Here is an 18,210-nt window from a genome sequence, read left to right on the forward strand (position 1 = left end):
GTTCAAACAAATGCAAGAAGGCCGGTGTTGGCACGGGAACAGTTCCAAGTCTCAGCTATTGGGCAACAAAGTGACTGGGGCAGATAATGACCGTTTTTGATCAGGGGCTTGCGCTCGGCGTTCGTTCCATGGGGATGGCCCTGTCCATGCTGGCTCTCGCGGGATGCGTGAGCATCAGCAGCCGGTTGCCGGCCGTACCGGCAGCGCTGACCGAACAGGCCGGCATCCCGGGCTCGGCCATTGACGCCGATATTCGCTATTGGGGCGACGAAACCGCCGAGATGAAGGCCGCGGACCTGCGCGACGCGGGCGATGGCAGCATCGATTACCTGACGCTTTCGGGCGGCGGCATCAATGGCGCCTATGGCGCGGGCTATCTGGTGGGCTGGACGGCGCGCGGGGACCGGCCGCAATTCGAGGTCGTCACCGGCATCAGCGTCGGCGCCATGATCGCGCCCATGGCATTCCTTGGCCCGCGCTATGACAGCCGGCTGCAGGCGATCTTCGCCGATCTGGCGTTGCAGCGCTCACCCGCCCTCGACTTCGTTTCAGCCGTGCTGGGCGCGCCCTCGATCGCCAGCAACCGCCCGCTCATCAATGCCATTGCCCGCCTTGTCGATGCACAGGCCCTTGATGAGATTGCCATTGAGCACAAAAAAGGACGGCGCCTGCTGATCGGCACCACCAACCTGGATGCCGAGCGGCCGGTGGTCTGGGATATCGGCGCTATCGCCGCCAGTGCCATCCCCAACAAGCTGCGGCTGGTGCGCCAGATCATCCTGGCCTCGGCGGCGGTCCCGGGCATTTATCCGCCTGTGCTGATCAATGTTGCTGCAGGCGGCAGAGGCTATGACGAGCTGCATGTGGATGGCGGGGTGACGCAGAACCTGGTTCTGCTGCCCGGCGGCTTTGATGGGCTGCCGGGCGCCGCGTCCCGCAACCGGCACCTCTATGTCATCTATAACGGCACCATCGCTCCCACCCGCGAGCCGGTGCAGATGACCAGCGCCTCGATCCTGGGCCGTTCGATCCCGACACTGCTGAAGTATCGCGGACGCAGCGACATCGCCGTGCTTTCGTCCATGGTGGCGGAAAGCGGCATCGACTACAGCCTTACGGCCATTCCGCCGGAGTTCCCAAGCACGGATAATCTGTTCGGCAGCCCGCAGTGGCTGGTGGCGCTCTATAACTATGGCTTTGAAAGCGGCAAGGCCGGCGTGTGGCAGCAGGAGGACTAGTCGTCCTCCTCGCGGGCCCCTTTTTCGGCACGCAGACGGGCGAAATAGTCCAGCCGCTTACCGAGGTCGCGTTCAAAGCCGCGGCCAACCGGATGATAAAAGCTCTGCCGCCCAAGCTTTTCGGGGAAGTACTCCTGCCCCGAAAAGCCTTCCGGCGTGTCGTGGTCATAGATGTAGCCATCGCCATAGCCCGAGCCCTTCATCAGCTTGGTGGGCGCGTTCAGAATGGTCATCGGCGGCATGGGCGAGCCGGTGGACTTGGCAAGGCTGGTGGCTGCTTTGAAGGCCGTGTAGACGGCGTTCGATTTGGGCGCGAGAGCCAGGTAGACCACGACCTGTGCGAGGGCGAGTTCGCCTTCGGGTGAACCCAGCATCTGGTAAGCGTCGCGGGCAGCGACGGCCTGCGGCAGCGCCTGCGGATCAGCCAGGCCGATGTCTTCCACGGCCATGCGGATGAGGCGGCGGGCGAGGAACAGCGGATCCTCGCCAGCGTCGAGCATGCGCGCGAAATAGTAAAGCGCGGCATCCGGGTCCGAGCCGCGCACGGTCTTATGCAGTGCCGAGATAAGATTGTAGTGCCCGTCCTGAGCCTTGTCGTAGATGGGCGCGCGGCGCTGCACGACTGTCAGGAGGGCGGCGGCATCGAGAATCTCGCCTGGCTTGGCCGAGGCCAGTACTTCTTCCACCAGGCCCAGCAAGGCGCGGCCATCGCCATCGGCAAGGGTCAGGAGCGTCGCGCGGGCATCGGGCTCCAGCGGCAGTGCAGCGCCACCCAACGCTTCGGCACGCCCGACGAGTTTTTCCAGATCTTCGAGGCTGAGCGATTCGAACCGCAGGACCTGGCTGCGCGAGAGCAAGGCGGCGTTGAGCTCAAAGCTTGGATTTTCGGTCGTGGCGCCGACCAGCACCACAGTGCCGTCTTCCATCACCGGCAGAAAGCCATCCTGCTGGGCACGATTGAAACGGTGGATTTCGTCGACGAACAGTAGGGTCTTCTTGCCGGAAAGGCGAACGAAGCGCGCCCGCTCAAACACCTTCTTGAGATCGGCCACGCCGGAAAACACCGCCGAAATCTGCTCGAACTCATAGCCGATCTGATCGGCGAGCAGGCGCGCGACGGTGGTCTTGCCCGTGCCCGGAGGACCCCACAGGATCAGCGACCCCAGCCGGCCAGAGGCGATCATGCGGCGCAGCGTGCCATCGCGCCCGAGCAAGTGGGTCTGCCCGATCACCTCATCGAGGCTGCGCGGGCGCAACTGATCGGCCAGAGGGCGGGCGCGATCCTCGGCGGACTGGTCGGTCGGGGTGGCGAAAAGATCGGCCATGGGGCTCCTTTAGCCGCTGACAATGCTGCGCAACACCCGCCCGTCGCGCTGGAGGATAATCTGCCAAGTGCGGACGCGCTGCGCGACGGCACTGGTGAAGGCCTGCACAGTATCCATGCTGATATCGTTGAGCGACAGCACGATGTCGTCCACTCGCAAACCCATCTGATCGGCAGGCGAGCCGGGCTCAACCGCCGTAATCAGCACACCCTTGGCGTCGTAAGGCAGGTCCTTGGCTTCGGCAAGGGCCGGATCAAGCTGACGCACGCTGGTGCCGGCAAAGCGGGTGTTGCCACTGATGTCGGCGATCTTGTCCGGTCCGGCAGCGGGGGCAGTCTCGACAGTGAAGGCAATGGCCTGGGTGTTGCCGCCGCGCAGGCGCTCAAGCTGCGTCTGGGTGCCGATTGGCTTGGTGGCGAGGCGGAAGTTGAAGGCGCTGGGATCATCGACAGTGATGCCGTCCACCGACACAATCACATCGCCCGAGGCAAAGCCGGCGCGTTCGGCCGGCCCGCCGGGCGCTACTTCGGTGATGAGCGCCCCATGCGGTGCGGGCATGCCGAGGCTCTTGGCGATATCAGCGGTCACTGTCTGCATTTTGGCGCCAAACCAGGGGCGCACGATTTCGCCGCCAGCGACGCCGGCATCATCCACCAGCCGCGCCATGTTGGCGGGAATGGCAAAGCCGATGCCCACCGAGCCGCCGGTCTGCGAATAAATGGCGGTGTTGATGCCCACAAGCTTGCCGTCAAGATCAACAAGCGCTCCGCCGGAATTGCCCGGATTGATCGCCGCATCGGTCTGGATGAAGAACTCGTAGTCGCTGCTTTCCACGCCAGTGCGGGCCAGGGCGGAAACAATGCCGCTCGTCACCGTCTGCCCGACGCCGAAGGGATTGCCGATGGCGAGCACCAGATCGCCAACGAGGAGCCCGTCCGAATCGGCAAAGGTGATGGCGGGGAAGGTGACGGAAGCGGGGTCGCGCACGCGCAGGACGGCCAGATCAGTCTGGGCATCTTCGACGACGATGTCGACTGCAAACTCACGGCCATCGGAAAGGGCGATACGCACATCGGTGGCGCCCTCGATCACATGGCGGTTGGTGAGCACGACGCCGCTGGCATCCACAATTACGCCCGAGCCCAGCGAGCGACTCTCGCGCGGGCGGCTCTGGAACTGGCGGCCACCAAAAAAGCGCTGGAAGAATGGATCGCTGGCAAAGGGGGAAGTCGCCTGCTGCTCGATGCGAGTCGCATAGACATTGACCACCGAAGGGGCGACCGTCGCCACGACCGGCGCAAAGCTGAGCTTGAGCTGCCCCTCGCTCTGGGGCACCTGCCGGGTGGCGGGGGCCGAGGTCAGATCCTGGCTTTGCGCTACGGAGGCTTGCTGTAGTGGAGCCAAAGCAAATGTCCCGCCCAGAGCCAGAGCCCCAAGCACCAAACCAGCCCCGATCCAAGCCTGCACACGCATCAAGCAAAACTCCAGCAAAGGGTGCGGCCCAGGGGCCGCGGAGGGGCAGCGAAACGCCCAGACTTTGTCGTCAAAATGGCACAGCGGCCAGCAGATAAATCCAATGCAAATAAAGGTTTGAATTGGGGGGCCCGGCACCCTATATGCAGCGCTCACCTCCCCCCTCTCCCCTGTGCCGGAAAGGCAAGTCGTCAATGACCACTGAGCCGAAACACGTGTTTCCCAATACCTCCGCGCTGATCGCTGCGGAAGCTCCGGATTTTCCGGCATTTCTGTTCTCGGAGCGGGAGCTGCACAAGGCCACAAAAGTGTTTCGCAAGGGCTTTGACGGGCTGCTGACTTATGCCGTCAAGTGCAACCCTTCGCCCCACATCATTGCGCAGCTGCACCGCGAAGGGCTGAAGGCATTCGACGTTGCTTCCAATCGAGAGATGGAGCTGGTGCGCGACTATGCGCCGGGTGCAGCAATGCACTACAACAACCCGATCAAGAACAAGCGGGAAATTGTGCGGGCGTATGAGGAGTTCGGCGTTCGCTCCTTCACCATCGACCATCCCCAGCAGCTCGATCAGCTTGCCTCCGTGGTATCGCCCTCGCGCGACGTTGAGGTCACGACGCGCTTCAAGGCCGGCAAGGCGCTGAAGTCGTACGATTTCGGCATCAAGTTTGGCGTGATGGAGCAAGGCGCCGCCGAGATCGTCACCATGGTCGAGCAGATGGGCTATACGCCGAGCCTGTGCTTCCATGTCGGCTCGCAGTGCGAAGACGCCTATGCCTATGAGCGTCACATCGCGGCGGCATCGCGCATCGTGAACGAAGCGGGGATCGAGCTGAAACGCCTTAATATCGGTGGCGGCTATCCCGCCCCCTACCCGACCAGCGAAGCGCCGCCGATGGACTATTATTTCGAAACGATCTCGACCGCGGTCGAGGATCATTTCGGCAACAAGAATCGCCCTGAGCTGATCATCGAGCCCGGTCGGGCCCTCGTGACCTCGTCCACCTCGCTGCTGCTGCGGGTAAAGCATCAGCGTGGCGGCCAATCGGTTTATGTCAATGACGGCGCCTATGGCTCGCTGATGGAAGTGAAGTTCATGCACTTTACTCCCCCAGTGCGGGTGTGGCGCGGTGCGCGGGTGCACGACAACAATGCGGAGTTCTCTGAGTTCACCATCTGGGGCCCAACCTGCGACAGCTATGACGTGTTGCCCCAGGTGTTCACCCTGCCCGCCGATATCGATGAAGACGACTGGATCGAGTTCGGCCTGATGGGTGCCTATACCCAGGCCTCGCTGACCCCGTTCAACGGCTTTGACCGCCGTGACCAGTACTGGGTCGAGGAAGTCTACACCGGCAAGGATGTCCAGCCGGAGTAAGCGCGAAACAGCTGAACAAGGGCCATCCCAGACCATCGGGGTGGCCCTTTCGTTTGGGGGGAGAAAGATGCCGCAAGTGCCGCCACTGGCCGCCATGGGCGATCGCATCGTGATCATGGGGCCCAGCAATGCCGGCAAGTCGACGCTGTGCGTGGCCTTGGCCCGAAACCTCGAGGCTACGCCGGTGCACCTCGACCAGCTTCGGCACCTGTCGGGCACGGACTGGCAGCTGCGCCCGGATGCACAGTTTCACCAGCTACACGACGAGGCCATCCGGGGTGAGCGTTGGGTGATGGACGGCAACTATTCCGTATTGCTGCCGCAGCGCCTCCAGCGTGCTACCGGCGTCATCATTCTCGATGACCATTTCATCCGGCGCCATCTGCGCTATCTCAGGCGAACCTTGTTGCAGAAGCGCCGTGCCGGCAGCCTCGAAGGCAACAAGGACAGCGTCAAATGGGCGATGATCCGCTGGATCTGGAAGACACGGCGCAGCACTGATCGCCTGAACCTGCTGGTGGGCGAGGCCGGCCTACCCGTGGTGTTCTGCCGGAACCTCAATGAGGTGAAGGCGCTTTATTGTGCCTGGGCGCTCTGAGCCGGCGTGTTGGCGTCGGTCGGCTTTACCAAGCCGAGCCGGATCACGCTTTCGGCGGTGGCGAGAATGGCATCCCGCCCACTGATGAAGGGGCGGCCGAGCAAGCCTTCCCCTTTGCTGCGATCATAGTGTTTCTGGTTGCCGATATCGTTGATGATCTGGCGCGTCGGCCCGCCAAACCGCGCCAGGAGCTTGATCAACCAATCCGGCACCTGCTTGCGGGTAATGGCGCGGTCGGGATAGGCGCTGCGCAAAATTTCGGCCACATCGGGAAAGGGTACATAGTCCGAGGTTGCCAGATAACGGTGCCCGGCAGAAGATGGCTGCTGGAGCGCGGCGACGTGCATGGCGGCCACGTCGCGGACATCCACCACCGAAAAGCCATTGCTGGGCATGGCGGGCGTAGACCCCTCCAGGAGCCCCGAAACCATACGCAGGGACACACTGGCATCATCATCGAGCGCCGGCCCCAGTATCGCGCCGGGATGGATCGTGGTCAGCGCCAGGCGCTCGGAGCGCGCATAAGCCCAGGCGGCGCGTTCGGCCTTGGTCTTGCCCACACAATAAGCCCAGGTGAACTTCATCGCGGCGAGATCGGTGAAGTGCTCCTCGGTGTAAACCCGCTGGCCCGTGACATGCCCATGGCCATAGCCGACGGTGGCGATTGAAGACGTCATCACCACGCGTTTGACCCCCGTGACCACGGCAAAGCGCAAGACCCGCTCGGTGCCCTCTACGGCCGGGGCGATAACCTCCTGCGGATCTTTGGGTTCGATACCGAGGATCTGGGCTGCGACATGGACAATCGCATCCACCCCGATCATCGCGTCCCGCCAACCCCGATCGTGCATCAGGTCGAGCTTGACGAGTTGCAGGCGTGACAAGACCCCCTGCCCCAACTCGGCGGCGACAGTCTTGCGGACGGCCTCTGCCTTGCCTTCGGAGCGCACCGTGCCGCGTACGTCAAAACCGGCGCGCAGCAACTCGAGGACGGTCCACTTTCCGACAAACCCACTCGCACCGGTGACCAGGATCCGACCAGACTGCATTGCGGCACCCAAAACAAAAGCGGCCACGGAGTGAACCGCAGCCGCTTCTAAAAGTCTATGGGTCTGAGCGCTTACGCGGCTTCGGACTCGTCTTCGTCGCGATACTGTACCGGGCCGCTGTCCTGGCCCTTCGCATTGACGTCACGATCAACAAACTCGATCACGGCCATGGGCGCATTGTCGCCATAGCGGAAGCCGGCCTTCATGATGCGGATATAGCCGCCCTGACGCTCGGCATAACGCGGGCCAAGCACGGCAAAGAGCTTGGCGACCTGTCCTTCATCACGGATCTGAGCAATCGCCTGACGGCGAGCATGCAGATCGCCACGCTTGCCAAGGGTGATGAGCTTTTCGACGATCGGACGCAGGTCCTTAGCCTTGGGCAGCGTGGTGACGATCTGCTCGTGCTTGATCAGCGCGGCGGACATATTGGCGAACATCGCCTTGCGATGGCTGGCCGTACGGTTGAGTTTGCGGCCTGAATTACCGTGGCGCATGGTGGTCTCCTAAAGTGCTTGGCAGCGCGCGATCAATAATGATCTTCGTAGCGCTTGGCGAGGTCATCGATATTCTCGGGTGGCCAGTTGTTGACGTCCATTCCGAGATGAAGCCCCATCTGTGCCAGGACTTCCTTGATTTCGTTGAGCGACTTGCGGCCGAAGTTCGGGGTCCGCAGCATCTCGGCTTCCGTCTTCTGGATCAGGTCGCCGATGTAAACGATGTTGTCGTTCTTGAGGCAGTTGGCCGAACGCACCGAAAGCTCGAGTTCGTCGACCTTCTTGAGCAGCGCCGGATTGAAGGCCAGCTCGGGCACAGAATCCTGCGCCTTTTCCTTGCTGGGCTCTTCGAAGTTCACGAACACCGACAGCTGATCCTGCAGGATGCGGGCGGCGTATGCCACGGCATCATCCGGCGAGATCGCGCCATTGGTTTCCACCTGCAGCGTCAGCTTGTCCTTGTCGAGCGATTCACCGGCGCGGGTGGCATCGACCTTGTAGGATACGCGACGAACCGGCGAAAACAGGGAGTCGACCGGGATATAGCCGATCGGCGCGTCTTCAGGACGGTTCTTGTCGGCAGGCACATAGCCTTTGCCGGTGTTCACGGTGAACTCGATATTGATCTCGGCGCCATCATCAAGATGGCAGATCACGAAATCGGGGTTCAGCACTTCGATGTCGCCGGTGACCTTGATGTCGCCCGCGGTCACAGCGCCCGGCCCCTGCCGCGTGAGCTGCAGACGCTTTGGGCCTTCGCCGCCCATCTTCAACGCGATCTCTTTCACGTTGAGGACAAGGTCGGTCATGTCCTCGCGCACGCCCGGCAGCGAGGAGAATTCGTGCAGAATGCCATCAATCTGGATTGCCGTCACCGCCGCGCCCTGGAGCGACGACAGCAGCACGCGACGCAGGGCGTTACCAAGGGTAAGCCCGTAACCGCGCTCAAGCGGCTCGGCAACAACCGAGGCCACGCGCGCGTTATCGCTGCCCGAAACAATCTCCAGCTTGGTCGGCTTAATCAGTTCTTGCCAGTTCCTCTGGATCGTCACGGTTCTTGTCCTTTCAAAATCGCGGCCCTCGCCCGGCCGCACCGCCGCAAACGCAATAAGACTCCCGGCCGCCCCGGCCGGGAGCTCTTGACTGCTCTATTAAACGCGGCGCCGCTTGCGCGGACGGCAGCCGTTGTGCGGGATTGAAGTGACGTCACGGATCGAGGTGACGTTGAAACCGGCAGCCTGGAGAGCGCGCAGCGCAGACTCGCGACCCGAACCAGGACCGCGCACTTCAACCTCAAGGGTCTTCATGCCGTGTTCCTGAGCCTTCTTGGCAGCATCTTCAGCAGCGACCTGAGCCGCGTACGGGGTCGACTTGCGAGAACCCTTGAAGCCCATCACACCCGAGGAGCTCCACGAAATCGTGTTGCCCTGCATGTCAGCGATGGTGACCATGGTGTTGTTGAAGGATGCATTCACGTGAGCAACACCCGACGTGATATTCTTGCGCTCCTTGCGGCGGACGCGCGTGGTTTCAGTCTTAGCCATTTAATTCCTCTGATCGATATCTACGCTGCCGTCAGCCTTGGAGCGGCCCCGGCAGCTACATCGAAGAACCCCAAATGGGTTCTTACTTCTTCTTGCCGGCGATCGGCTTGGCCGGACCCTTGCGGGTGCGGGCATTGGTGTGGGTACGCTGACCGCGAACCGGCAAACCGCGACGGTGGCGCAGGCCGCGATAATTGCCCAGGTCCATCAGACGCTTGATGTTCATTGCCACATTGCGGCGCAGATCACCTTCCACGACATAGTCGCGGTCGATGGTTTCACGGATCTGGATAACTTCAGCGTCGGTCAGTTCATTGACGCGGCGCTCGGCTGGAATGCCAACCTTGGTGCAGATATCCTCGGCGAACTTGTCACCAATCCCGTGGATATACTGCAACGCGATGATCACGCGCTTATTCGTCGGGATATTGACGCCAGCAATACGAGCCACGTCTGCTCTCCTTCATTCAACACGGATACCATCACGGCCCGTGCCTTTAAACAACAAGGGACCGGATTTCGACCCCCAACCAATTGAGGAACCGAATCCAGCCCAATAATCTATGGAACTGACGCGGTTCTTTAAGGACTTGACAAGCCAGAGTCAACTGCCCTGCCAAATCTGCCTTCAGTGCTCGATGGCCGCCTTGATGGCATCGGTCACTGCGGTGACCGGCGCCATGCCGTCCACAGTTCGCAGTAGACCCTTGCCACTGTAATAGGCAACCAACGGCGCGGTTTGCTCGCCGTAAACGGCAAGGCGCTTGCGCAGCACGTCCTCGTTGTCGTCGGCGCGAGCGCCGCCACTTTCCTTGGCGCGATTAATCACGCGCTGGACCAGAACATCGGGATCGGCCTTGATCTCGACCACGGCGTCGAGCTCGACACCCTTGGCCGCCAGCATCTCACCCAAGGCTTCCGCCTGGGCAATGGTGCGGGGAAAGCCGTCGAGGATAAAGCCCGGCTGGCAGTCCTGTGCATCGAGCCGTTCAGCAACGATGCCATTGACGATCTCGTCGGAAACTAGATCCCCACGATCCACAATGGCCTTGGCCTCAAGCCCCAACGGGGTCTTGGCGGCAATAGCCGACCTCAGGATGTCCCCGGTGGAGAGCTGCGGAATTCCGTAGGTCTCCAGCAGGATTTTTGCTTGTGTCCCCTTGCCCGCTCCTGGCGGCCCCAACAGGATCAACCTCATCGACGTTTGCCCCCACCCAGACGAGACTTCTTGACCAGCCCTTCATATTGCTGCGCAATCAGATGGCTCTGGATCTGGCTAACCGTATCGAGCGTCACCGTCACCATGATCAGCAGCGAGGTGCCGCCGATGAACTGGCTCACCGCCAGCTGGTTGTGGATCAACTCAGGAATCAGCGCCACGACAGTCAGATAAAGCGCGCCGATCAGAGTGATACGAGTCAGCACATAGTCGATGTACTGAGCGGTCCGCTCGCCGGGACGAATGCCCGGGATGAAGCCGCCAGAGCGCTTGAGATTGTCAGCAGTTTCCTGCGGGTTGAAGACGATTGCCGTGTAGAAGAAGGCGAAGAAGATGATGAAGAAGGCAAAGAGCGCAAGGTAAAGTGGTTGCCCACGACCGAGCAGCGCCGTGGTCACCTGAAGCCATTGCGGCGCGTTGCCTTGAGCGGCAAAGGACGCGATGGTTGCAGGCAGCAGCAGGAGCGATGAACCGAAGATCACCGGGATCACGCCTGCCGTGTTGAGCTTGAGCGGCAGATGCGAGGTGTCACCCTGGAACATCTTGTTGCCGACCTGGCGCTTTGGATACTGGATCAGCAGCCGGCGCTGGGCACGTTCGAAGAAAACGATGAAGGCGATCACCGCGATCGAAAGCAGCACGATGCCAAAGCCAGCCAGGGGCGGCAAAGCACCGGTCCGGCTCAGCTCGAAAGTCTGAACGATTGTGGTCGGCAGGTTGGCGACGATACCGGCAAAGATGATCAAGGAAATGCCGTTACCTACGCCGCGTGCAGTGATCTGTTCGCCCAGCCACATCAGGAACATGGTGCCGCCAACCAGCGTGATCACCGTCGAGATACGGAAGAACCAACCTGGATTGAGCACAACGCCCTGGCTGCCCTCCAGTCCGACGGCGATGCCGTAGGCCTGAACGGCACAAAACACCACGGCAAGATAGCGCGTGTACTGGTTCATCTTGCGACGGCCAGCTTCGCCTTCTTTCTTGAGCGCCTCAAGACGAGGCGATGCGGTGGCGATCACCTGCACGACGATCGAAGCCGTGATATAGGGGATCAGGTTGAGGGCAAAGATCGCCATGCGTTCGACGGCACCGCCGGCGAACATGTTGAACATGCCGATAATGCCCTGCTGGGATTGTTCGAAGGTCGCGCGGAACGCGTCCGGATCAATGCCAGGAACGGGAATGAAAGTGCCAAGCCGATAAACGAGCAGCGCGCCCAGTGTGAACCAGATGCGCTGCTGAAGGGCCTTGGCCTTCGAGAAGGTCGAGAAGTTAAGATTACGAGCTAGTTGCTCGGCTGCGGACGCCATGCATCGCTCCCTATGGCTTTAAGGCCAGGCGCGTAAGACCGAGTGAGATCACTCGGCCTGTGCGTCCTCTGCCGTCGACTTTGCCTTGAGCAAATCGACCTTGCCGCCTGCAGATTCAATAGCTGCAAGCGCACCCTTGGTTGCATAATCAACCTTGAAGGTGACCTTGGAGGCGGTGAAACCCTCAGCACCGATCAGGCGCACGCCGTCCTTGACGCGACGGATCACGCCGGCAGCAACAAGAGCCTGAGCATCGACAATACCGGACACGTCCAGCTTGCCGCTGTCGATGTAGTTCTGGATGCGATCGATACGGATCTGGTTCCAGTCCTTGGGGTTCGGCGGATTGAAGCCGCGCTTTGGCATACGCATGTGAAGGGGCATCTGGCCGCCTTCAAAACCGTTGATCGCCACGCCTGAGCGTGCGGTCTGGCCCTTGCCACCGCGACCACCGGTCTTGCCCTTGCCCGAACCGATACCGCGGCCTACGCGGATACGGGTCTTGCTGGAGCCTGGATTATCACGAAGTTCGTTCAAACGGGTCATGGGGGACCTTCTTTCCTACTCGCCGATTACGCGGACGAGGTGCGGGAGCTTGTTGATCATGCCGCGCACTTCGGGCGTATCAATCAGCTCGCGCTTCTTGTTCATCTTGTTCAGCCCCAGACCGATCAGGGTTGCACGCTGCACCTTGTCACGGCGGATCGGTGATCCGATCTGCTGGACGGTAATGGTTTTGCCATCAGCCATTTTTAATCTCCGACTAGGTGGTGCGATTAGACTTCGACGGCAGCTTCGCCGCGGCGAGCCTGCAGTTCGGAAACCTTTAGGCCACGACGGGAGGCCACCGAGCGAGGGCTATCAACGCGCTTGAGCGCATCAAAGGTAGCCCGCACCATGTTGTATGGGTTTGCAGTGCCCTGCGACTTGGCAACGATGTCGTTGATGCCAAGCGTTTCGAACACAGCGCGCATCGGACCACCAGCAATGATGCCGGTACCCGGAACAGCTGCGCGCAGGATCACCTTGCCGGCGCCGTGACGACCCTGCACATCGTGGTGCAGCGTACGAGCGTCGCGCAGGGGTACGCGGATCATCTGCCGCTTCGCCTGCTCGGTGGCCTTGCGGATTGCTTCGGGAACTTCGCGCGCCTTGCCGTGACCAAAGCCAACGCGGCCCTTCTGGTCGCCAACAACAACAAGCGCTGCAAAGCCGAAGCGACGGCCACCCTTGACCACCTTAGCCACACGGTTGATGTGGACCAGGCGATCGACGAATTCGCTTTCGCGTTCTTGAACGTCTCTGCTCATAATGTTTTTCCTTGCCGTGTCTTAGAACTGCAGACCGCCCTCACGGGCTGCCTCTGCAAGGGCCTTTACACGGCCGTGATAGATGTACGACCCACGGTCGAAGACGACTTCGGCAACGCCAGCCTGGGTGCCGCGCTCGGCAATCAGCTTGCCGATCGCTGCTGCAGCCTCAGCGGTGCTGCCATTGGCAACACTGGACTTGATGTCCTTGTCGAGCGTCGAAGCGGCCGCAAGGGTGCGACCCGTCGTGTCATCGATGATCTGAGCGTAGATGTTCTTGTCCGAACGGAAAACCGACAGACGCGGACGACCGAAGGCACGAGCCTTGAGCGCCTTGCGGACACGGGCCTTGCGGCGCTCCGCACCTTTTGCACTAATAGCCATAGCTGGCGCTCCTTACTTCTTCTTGCCTTCTTTGCGGAAGACCTGTTCGCCCAGGTACCGCACGCCCTTGCCCTTGTAGGGCTCTGGAGCACGCCACTCGCGGATATTGGCCGCAACCTGGCCAACCTGCTGCTTGTCCGTACCGGTTACGATGATCTCGGTCGGTGCAGGGACAGCAAGCGTGATGCCCGCAGGGGCTTGGTAGATCACTTCGTGGCTGAACCCAAGCGAAAGCTTGATGTCCTTGCCCTGCATTGCAGCGCGATAACCAACACCCTGGATCGCCAGCCGCTTTTCAAAGCCCGTGCTGACACCGGTGACCATGTTCTGGATCAGTGCACGGGTGGTGCCCCAGGCAGCGCGCGCCTCACGGGTGTCGTTGGCCGGAACAACGGTGATGCCGTCGTCGCCCTGCTCAACATTGACAACTTCCATGAGGGGCAGGCTCAGCTCGCCCTTGGGCCCCTTGGCGGTTACGGTGCGACCATTGACGGTCACCGTAACGCCACTCACCGGTGCAACCGGTTTCTTGCCAGTACGTGACATTTTCAGTTCAATCCTTGAGTAATCGTCTTACCGTGGATCCAGGGCACAAGCCCTAGAACACGCGGCAGAGTACCTCGCCACCGACATTGGCGGCCTTGGCTTCGTGGTCGGCCATCACACCCTTGGGGGTGGAGAGGATCGACACACCCAGGCCATTCGCAACCTGGGGGATATTCTTGACCGACGCATAAACGCGTCGGCCGGGACGCGAAACGCGCTCGATGGTGCGAATCACGGGGTCGTTTTCGGCATACTTCAGTTCAATTTCGTATTCGGCAGCGCCGTTCTCGAACTTGGTTTCCGAATAGCCGCGGATGAAGCCTTCGGACTGAAGCACGTCCAGGACGCGACCACGCAGCGTGGAAGCCGGCGTGGACACGGAAGTCTTGCGGCGCAACTGGGCATTGCGGATGCGGGTCAGCATATCGCCGATGGGATCGGAAAAGCTCATCTCAGATTCTCCTTACCAGCTCGACTTCACGAGGCCGGGAATCATGCCCATGTTGCCCAGCTCACGCAGGGCAATACGGCTCATCTTGAGCTTACGATAGTAAGCGCGTGGACGACCCGACACTTCGCAACGATTGCGCACCCGCACCTTGGCGGAATTGCGCGGCAGTTCGGCCAGCTTCAACTGGGCCGCGAAACGCTGATCAATGGGGATCGACTGATCCTTGGTCTGCGCCTTGAGAGCTGCGCGCTTGCCGGCATACTGCTTGGCGAGCGCAACGCGCTTCTTGTTCTTTTCAATGGAGCTGGTCTTGGCCATGTCCTGTTCCTTATCCTTCCCCTGCCCGCTTACTGGCGGAACGGGAAGTTGAATGCCTTGAGAAGCGCGCGCGCCTCATCATCGCTCTTGGCCGTCGTCGCAATGACGATGTCCATGCCCCAGACCTGGTCAACCTGATCGTAGTTGATTTCCGGGAAGATGATATGTTCCTTGATGCCCATAGCGTAGTTGCCACGGCCGTCAAATGAATTCGGATTGAGGCCGCGGAAATCTCGCACGCGGGGCAGCGCAATGTTGACCAGACGGTCAAGGAATTCATACATGCGCGTCTTGCGCAGCGTGACCTTGACGCCCAGCGGCATGTCTTCGCGCACCTTGAAGCCGGCGATCGACTTGCGAGCATGGGTGATCACGGGCTTCTGGCCGGCAATCTTTTCCAGATCGCCCGCAGCGCTCTTGACCTTCTTGGTGTCGTTGACGGCTTCGCCAACGCCCATGTTCAGCACGATCTTGTCGAGCTTGGGCATTTCCATGACGTTCTTGTAGGAGAACTGCTCCTGAAGAACCTTGCGGATATTTTCTTCATACTCGGTACGAAGCCGCGGAATGTAAGCGGTCTCAGCCATCGATCACATCTCCGGTCGACTTGGCAACGCGCGTCTTGACGCCGTCGTTGATCTGGAAACCGACGCGGGTGGGCTTGCCATCCTTGTCGGCGAGCGCGATGTTCGACAAATGGATCGGGGCTTCCTTGGTGAAGATCCCTGCATCGGTCGACGCGGTCTGCTTGGTGTGGCGACGAACCAGGTTGATACCCTGGACCAGCGCCTTGGTTTCGGTCGGGATGACCTGCAGGACCTGCCCGGTCTTGCCCTTGTCCTTGCCGGCCAGGACGACGACCTTGTCGCCCTTTTTAATCTTGGCAGCCATTACAGCACCTCTGGCGCGAGCGAAATGATCTTCATGTGGTTCTTGGCGCGAAGCTCGCGCGGAACTGGTCCGAAGATACGAGTGCCGATTGGCTCTTTCTGATTGTTGATCAGAACCGCGGCATTCTTGTCGAAGCGGATTACGGTGCCATCGGGACGACGGATGTCGAACGCGGTGCGAACGACCACGGCCTTCATGACCTGGCCCTTCTTGACACGGCCACGTGGAATGGCATCCTTGACGGAGACGACGATGATGTCGCCGACCGAAGCGTACTTGCGGTGCGAACCGCCCAGTACCTTGATGCACATGACCCGCTTGGCGCCGGAGTTGTCGGCGACATCGAGATTGGACTGCATCTGGATCATGGCGTAGCACCTTCCTGAGCCGCGTCCTGAACCAGCGTCCAGCGCTTGTTCTTGGAAATCGGCGCACACTCTTCGATCCAAACGATCTGCCCGACCTTGGCCAAATTGGCCTCGTCATGGGCGTGATACTTCTTGGACCGGCGAACCGTCTTCTTCATCACGGGATGCGTGAAGCGGCGCTCAACGCGCACCACGACCGTCTTCTCATTGGCGTCGGAGACCACAGTCCCCTGCAAAACGCGCTTTGGCATGGTCGCGGCTCCTTACTTCGCTGCGTTCTTTTCGCCGAGGATCGTCTTGATCCGCGCGATGTCGCGGCGGACGGACTTTACCTGGGCCGGCTTTTCCAGCTGCTGAGTAGCACGCTGGAAACGCAGGTTGAACTGTTCTTTCTTGAGGTCGACGAGCTGATCCTTCAGTTCGTCTGCGGTCTTGCTCCGCACATCACTGGCTTTCATGCTCGCAGTCCTTAGTCGGCAATGCGGGTAACAACCCGCGTCATGATCGGAAGCTTCATTGCGCCAAGGCGCAGCGCTTCCTTGGCAACGTCCTCGGGGACGCCGTCGATCTCGAATACAATGCGGCCCGGTTTAACACGAGCAGCCCAGAATTCAACCGAACCCTTGCCCTTACCCATACGCACTTCAGTCGGCTTCTTGGAAACCGGCACATCTGGGAAGATACGGATCCAGACACGACCCTGGCGCTTCATCTCGCGGGTAATGGCGCGACGAGCAGCTTCGATCTGGCGAGCGGTGACCCGCTCTGGCTCAGTTGCCTTGAGGGCATACTGGCCGAAGGCAAGCTCGGTGCCGCCCTTGGCGACGCCGTGGATACGGCCCTTGTGCGCCTTGCGGAACTTAGTCTTTTTTGGTTGCAGCATAATGAACTAACCTTCTTATGCGCGTTCACGATCGCGGTCACCGCGATCAGGCCGCGGACCACGCTCGCTGCGTTCGCTACGCTGACCACCGGCATCGTTGCCTTCAGTCGCGCGACGCTCATGGGCAGTGGGATCGTGCTCAAGAACTTCACCCTTGAAGATCCAGACCTTGATACCGATGATGCCATACGTGGTTTCGGCTTCGGCAGTGCCGTAGTCGATATCAGCACGCAGGGTGTGCAGCGGAACGCGACCTTCGCGGTACCATTCGGTACGAGCGATGTCAGCGCCACCAAGGCGACCACCAACATTCACGCGGATCCCACCGGCGCCCATGCGAATTGCGGTCTGCACAGCACGCTTCATGGCGCGGCGGAAGGCAACACGACGTTCCAGCTGCTGGGCAATGCCTTGGGCAACGAGGGTCGCATCGGTTTCCGGCTTGCGCACTTCAACGATGTTGATGTGCACTTCGCTGTCAGTGTACTTCTTGACCTTGGCGCGGATCTTGTCGATGTCCGCGCCCTTCTTGCCGATCACGATGCCCGGACGGGCGGTGTGGATCGACACGCGGCACTTACGGTGCGGACGCTCGATGACGATCTTGGACACGGCAGCGGCCTTGAGGTCCTCGAGCAGAGTCTCGCGGATCTTGAGGTCTTCCTGCAGCAGCGAACCGTATTCGCCCTTGTTGGCGAACCAGCGGCTGTCCCAGGTGCGGTTGATGCCCAGGCGGAAGCCAATTGGATTGATCTTCTGGCCCATTATGCGGCCTCCTCAACTTGCCGGACGATGATCGTCAGATGCGCGAAAGGCTTCTCGATCCGCGACGACCGGCCACGGCCACGAGCCGTGAAACGCTTCATGACAAGCGAGTTGCCGACATAGGCTTCGGCGACGACGAGCGCGTCGGTATCGAGGCCATGGTTGTTCTCGGCGTTCGCGATGGCGCTCTCGAGCACCTTCTTGACCTGGCCGGAAATGCGCTTGTGCGAGAACTCGAGTTCGGCGAGAGCCTTCTCGACCTTCTTGCCACGGATCAGCTGGGCCAGAAGGTTGAGCTTCTGCGGGCTGATGCGCAGCATGCGCAACACAGCCTTGGCCTCGTTGTCCTTGAGCGAACGCTGGGTTTTTGGCTTGCCCATCTTACTTCCTCTTGGCCTTCTTGTCGGCCGCATGCCCGTAATAGGTACGGGTAGGAGCGAATTCGCCGAACTTGTGGCCGATCATGTCTTCAGTGACGTTCACCGGAACATGCTTCTGGCCGTTGTGGACGCCGAAGGTGATGCCGACAAACTGCGGCAGAATGGTCGAGCGGCGGCTCCAGATCTTGACCACATCGCTGCGGCCTGACGACTGGGCCTTCTCGGCCTTCTTGAGCAGATAGCCGTCAACAAACGGCCCCTTCCAAATCGAACGGGTCATGT

28 protein-coding genes are annotated in these 18,210 nt (G+C 60.8%); 3 read left to right on the forward strand and 25 right to left on the reverse strand.

Going from position 1 to position 18,210, the window contains the following annotated elements:
• The first annotated feature begins 86 nt into the window (after positions 1–86).
• Positions 87–1,238 (forward strand): patatin-like phospholipase family protein, encoded by a 1,152-nt coding sequence (locus AC3YMN_RS10760; RefSeq protein WP_489890002.1) that lies wholly within the window; start codon positions 87–89, stop codon positions 1,236–1,238.
• Here AC3YMN_RS10760 and AC3YMN_RS10765 read toward each other — a convergent pair.
• Entirely contained in the window at positions 1,235–2,563 is a 1,329-nt protein-coding gene (locus tag AC3YMN_RS10765) for a replication-associated recombination protein A (RefSeq protein ID WP_489890003.1), read from the reverse strand. The genes AC3YMN_RS10760 and AC3YMN_RS10765 overlap by 4 nt on opposite strands.
• Before the next feature lie 9 nt (positions 2,564–2,572).
• A complete protein-coding gene (locus AC3YMN_RS10770; protein ID WP_489890004.1) occupies positions 2,573–4,036 on the reverse strand; it encodes a Do family serine endopeptidase in 1,464 nt (487 codons plus the stop codon).
• 194 nt (positions 4,037–4,230) lie between these two features.
• Between AC3YMN_RS10770 and AC3YMN_RS10775 the strand changes: the two genes are divergently transcribed.
• A complete protein-coding gene (locus AC3YMN_RS10775; protein WP_164854793.1) occupies positions 4,231–5,412 on the forward strand; it encodes a type III PLP-dependent enzyme domain-containing protein in 1,182 nt (393 codons plus the stop codon).
• A gap of 67 nt (positions 5,413–5,479) precedes the next feature.
• On the forward strand, positions 5,480–6,010 hold the full coding sequence (locus AC3YMN_RS10780) for a P-loop NTPase family protein (protein WP_489890005.1): 531 nt from the start codon (positions 5,480–5,482) through the stop codon (positions 6,008–6,010).
• Here AC3YMN_RS10780 and AC3YMN_RS10785 read toward each other — a convergent pair.
• The 23 genes from AC3YMN_RS10785 to rpsS all read right to left on the reverse strand — a co-directional run bounded on the left by AC3YMN_RS10785 (position 5,989) and on the right by rpsS (position 18,208).
• Positions 5,989–7,059 (reverse strand): NAD-dependent epimerase/dehydratase family protein, encoded by a 1,071-nt coding sequence (locus AC3YMN_RS10785; RefSeq protein WP_489890006.1) that lies wholly within the window; start codon positions 7,057–7,059, stop codon positions 5,989–5,991. The genes AC3YMN_RS10780 and AC3YMN_RS10785 overlap by 22 nt on opposite strands.
• A 71-nt stretch (positions 7,060–7,130) precedes the next feature.
• A complete protein-coding gene (gene rplQ, locus AC3YMN_RS10790; RefSeq protein ID WP_489890007.1) occupies positions 7,131–7,556 on the reverse strand; it encodes a 50S ribosomal protein L17 in 426 nt (141 codons plus the stop codon).
• A 32-nt stretch (positions 7,557–7,588) separates the two neighbouring features.
• Positions 7,589–8,608 (reverse strand): DNA-directed RNA polymerase subunit alpha, encoded by a 1,020-nt coding sequence (locus AC3YMN_RS10795; RefSeq protein WP_172123154.1) that lies wholly within the window; start codon positions 8,606–8,608, stop codon positions 7,589–7,591.
• A 99-nt stretch (positions 8,609–8,707) separates the two neighbouring features.
• Positions 8,708–9,100: a 30S ribosomal protein S11 gene (gene rpsK / locus AC3YMN_RS10800; RefSeq protein ID WP_127752922.1), complete on the reverse strand. Its 393-nt coding sequence runs from the start codon at positions 9,098–9,100 to the stop codon at positions 8,708–8,710.
• 82 nt (positions 9,101–9,182) lie between these two features.
• On the reverse strand, positions 9,183–9,551 hold the full coding sequence (gene rpsM, locus AC3YMN_RS10805; protein WP_108398542.1) for a 30S ribosomal protein S13: 369 nt from the start codon (positions 9,549–9,551) through the stop codon (positions 9,183–9,185).
• Between the two features lie 177 nt (positions 9,552–9,728).
• Entirely contained in the window at positions 9,729–10,298 is a 570-nt protein-coding gene (locus AC3YMN_RS10810; protein ID WP_127752921.1) for an adenylate kinase, read from the reverse strand.
• Positions 10,295–11,632, reverse strand: coding sequence for a preprotein translocase subunit SecY (gene secY, locus AC3YMN_RS10815; RefSeq protein WP_127752920.1), 1,338 nt, complete (start codon positions 11,630–11,632; stop codon positions 10,295–10,297). The genes AC3YMN_RS10810 and secY overlap by 4 nt, the downstream gene beginning before the upstream one ends.
• Before the next feature lie 48 nt (positions 11,633–11,680).
• Positions 11,681–12,178 carry a 50S ribosomal protein L15 gene (gene rplO, locus AC3YMN_RS10820; protein ID WP_172123153.1) on the reverse strand — a complete coding sequence of 166 codons (498 nt, stop codon included), beginning with the start codon at positions 12,176–12,178 and terminating at the stop codon, positions 11,681–11,683.
• A gap of 15 nt (positions 12,179–12,193) precedes the next feature.
• Positions 12,194–12,382 (reverse strand): 50S ribosomal protein L30, encoded by a 189-nt coding sequence (rpmD, locus tag AC3YMN_RS10825; protein ID WP_127752918.1) that lies wholly within the window; start codon positions 12,380–12,382, stop codon positions 12,194–12,196.
• A 26-nt stretch (positions 12,383–12,408) separates the two neighbouring features.
• Positions 12,409–12,942, reverse strand: coding sequence for a 30S ribosomal protein S5 (rpsE, locus tag AC3YMN_RS10830; RefSeq protein ID WP_127752917.1), 534 nt, complete (start codon positions 12,940–12,942; stop codon positions 12,409–12,411).
• A 21-nt stretch (positions 12,943–12,963) separates the two neighbouring features.
• Positions 12,964–13,326 (reverse strand): 50S ribosomal protein L18, encoded by a 363-nt coding sequence (gene rplR / locus AC3YMN_RS10835; RefSeq protein WP_127752916.1) that lies wholly within the window; start codon positions 13,324–13,326, stop codon positions 12,964–12,966.
• A gap of 12 nt (positions 13,327–13,338) precedes the next feature.
• Positions 13,339–13,872 (reverse strand): 50S ribosomal protein L6, encoded by a 534-nt coding sequence (gene rplF, locus AC3YMN_RS10840; RefSeq protein WP_127752915.1) that lies wholly within the window; start codon positions 13,870–13,872, stop codon positions 13,339–13,341.
• A gap of 52 nt (positions 13,873–13,924) precedes the next feature.
• Entirely contained in the window at positions 13,925–14,323 is a 399-nt protein-coding gene (gene rpsH / locus AC3YMN_RS10845) for a 30S ribosomal protein S8 (protein WP_127752914.1), read from the reverse strand.
• 12 nt (positions 14,324–14,335) lie between these two features.
• Positions 14,336–14,641 (reverse strand): 30S ribosomal protein S14, encoded by a 306-nt coding sequence (gene rpsN, locus AC3YMN_RS10850; RefSeq protein WP_127752913.1) that lies wholly within the window; start codon positions 14,639–14,641, stop codon positions 14,336–14,338.
• Positions 14,642–14,670: 29 nt separating this feature from the next.
• Positions 14,671–15,228, reverse strand: coding sequence for a 50S ribosomal protein L5 (rplE, locus tag AC3YMN_RS10855; protein ID WP_127752912.1), 558 nt, complete (start codon positions 15,226–15,228; stop codon positions 14,671–14,673).
• The gene (gene rplX, locus AC3YMN_RS10860; protein ID WP_127752911.1) at positions 15,221–15,532 is read right to left on the reverse strand and encodes a 50S ribosomal protein L24; all 312 of its coding nucleotides are present in this window, start codon (positions 15,530–15,532) and stop codon (positions 15,221–15,223) included. The genes rplE and rplX overlap by 8 nt, the downstream gene beginning before the upstream one ends.
• Positions 15,532–15,900 (reverse strand): 50S ribosomal protein L14, encoded by a 369-nt coding sequence (rplN, locus tag AC3YMN_RS10865; protein WP_046138380.1) that lies wholly within the window; start codon positions 15,898–15,900, stop codon positions 15,532–15,534. Before rplN ends, rplX begins: the two co-directional genes overlap by 1 nt.
• Complete coding sequence (gene rpsQ / locus AC3YMN_RS10870) at positions 15,897–16,151, reverse strand: 30S ribosomal protein S17 (protein WP_127752910.1); 255 nt, start codon at positions 16,149–16,151, stop codon at positions 15,897–15,899. The genes rplN and rpsQ overlap by 4 nt, the downstream gene beginning before the upstream one ends.
• 12 nt (positions 16,152–16,163) lie before the next feature.
• Positions 16,164–16,358, reverse strand: a complete 195-nt coding sequence (gene rpmC / locus AC3YMN_RS10875; RefSeq protein WP_046172875.1) for a 50S ribosomal protein L29 — start codon at positions 16,356–16,358, stop codon at positions 16,164–16,166.
• A gap of 11 nt (positions 16,359–16,369) precedes the next feature.
• A complete protein-coding gene (rplP, locus tag AC3YMN_RS10880) occupies positions 16,370–16,783 on the reverse strand; it encodes a 50S ribosomal protein L16 (protein WP_108459097.1) in 414 nt (137 codons plus the stop codon).
• A gap of 15 nt (positions 16,784–16,798) precedes the next feature.
• The gene (gene rpsC / locus AC3YMN_RS10885) at positions 16,799–17,548 is read right to left on the reverse strand and encodes a 30S ribosomal protein S3 (RefSeq protein ID WP_127752909.1); all 750 of its coding nucleotides are present in this window, start codon (positions 17,546–17,548) and stop codon (positions 16,799–16,801) included.
• On the reverse strand, positions 17,548–17,928 hold the full coding sequence (gene rplV / locus AC3YMN_RS10890) for a 50S ribosomal protein L22 (protein ID WP_127752908.1): 381 nt from the start codon (positions 17,926–17,928) through the stop codon (positions 17,548–17,550). Before rplV ends, rpsC begins: the two co-directional genes overlap by 1 nt.
• A 1-nt stretch (position 17,929) precedes the next feature.
• Positions 17,930–18,208: a 30S ribosomal protein S19 gene (rpsS, locus tag AC3YMN_RS10895; RefSeq protein ID WP_126151783.1), complete on the reverse strand. Its 279-nt coding sequence runs from the start codon at positions 18,206–18,208 to the stop codon at positions 17,930–17,932.
• Positions 18,209–18,210: the final 2 nt, after the last annotated feature.

The organism is Devosia sp. Z11_6, assembly GCF_058133665.1.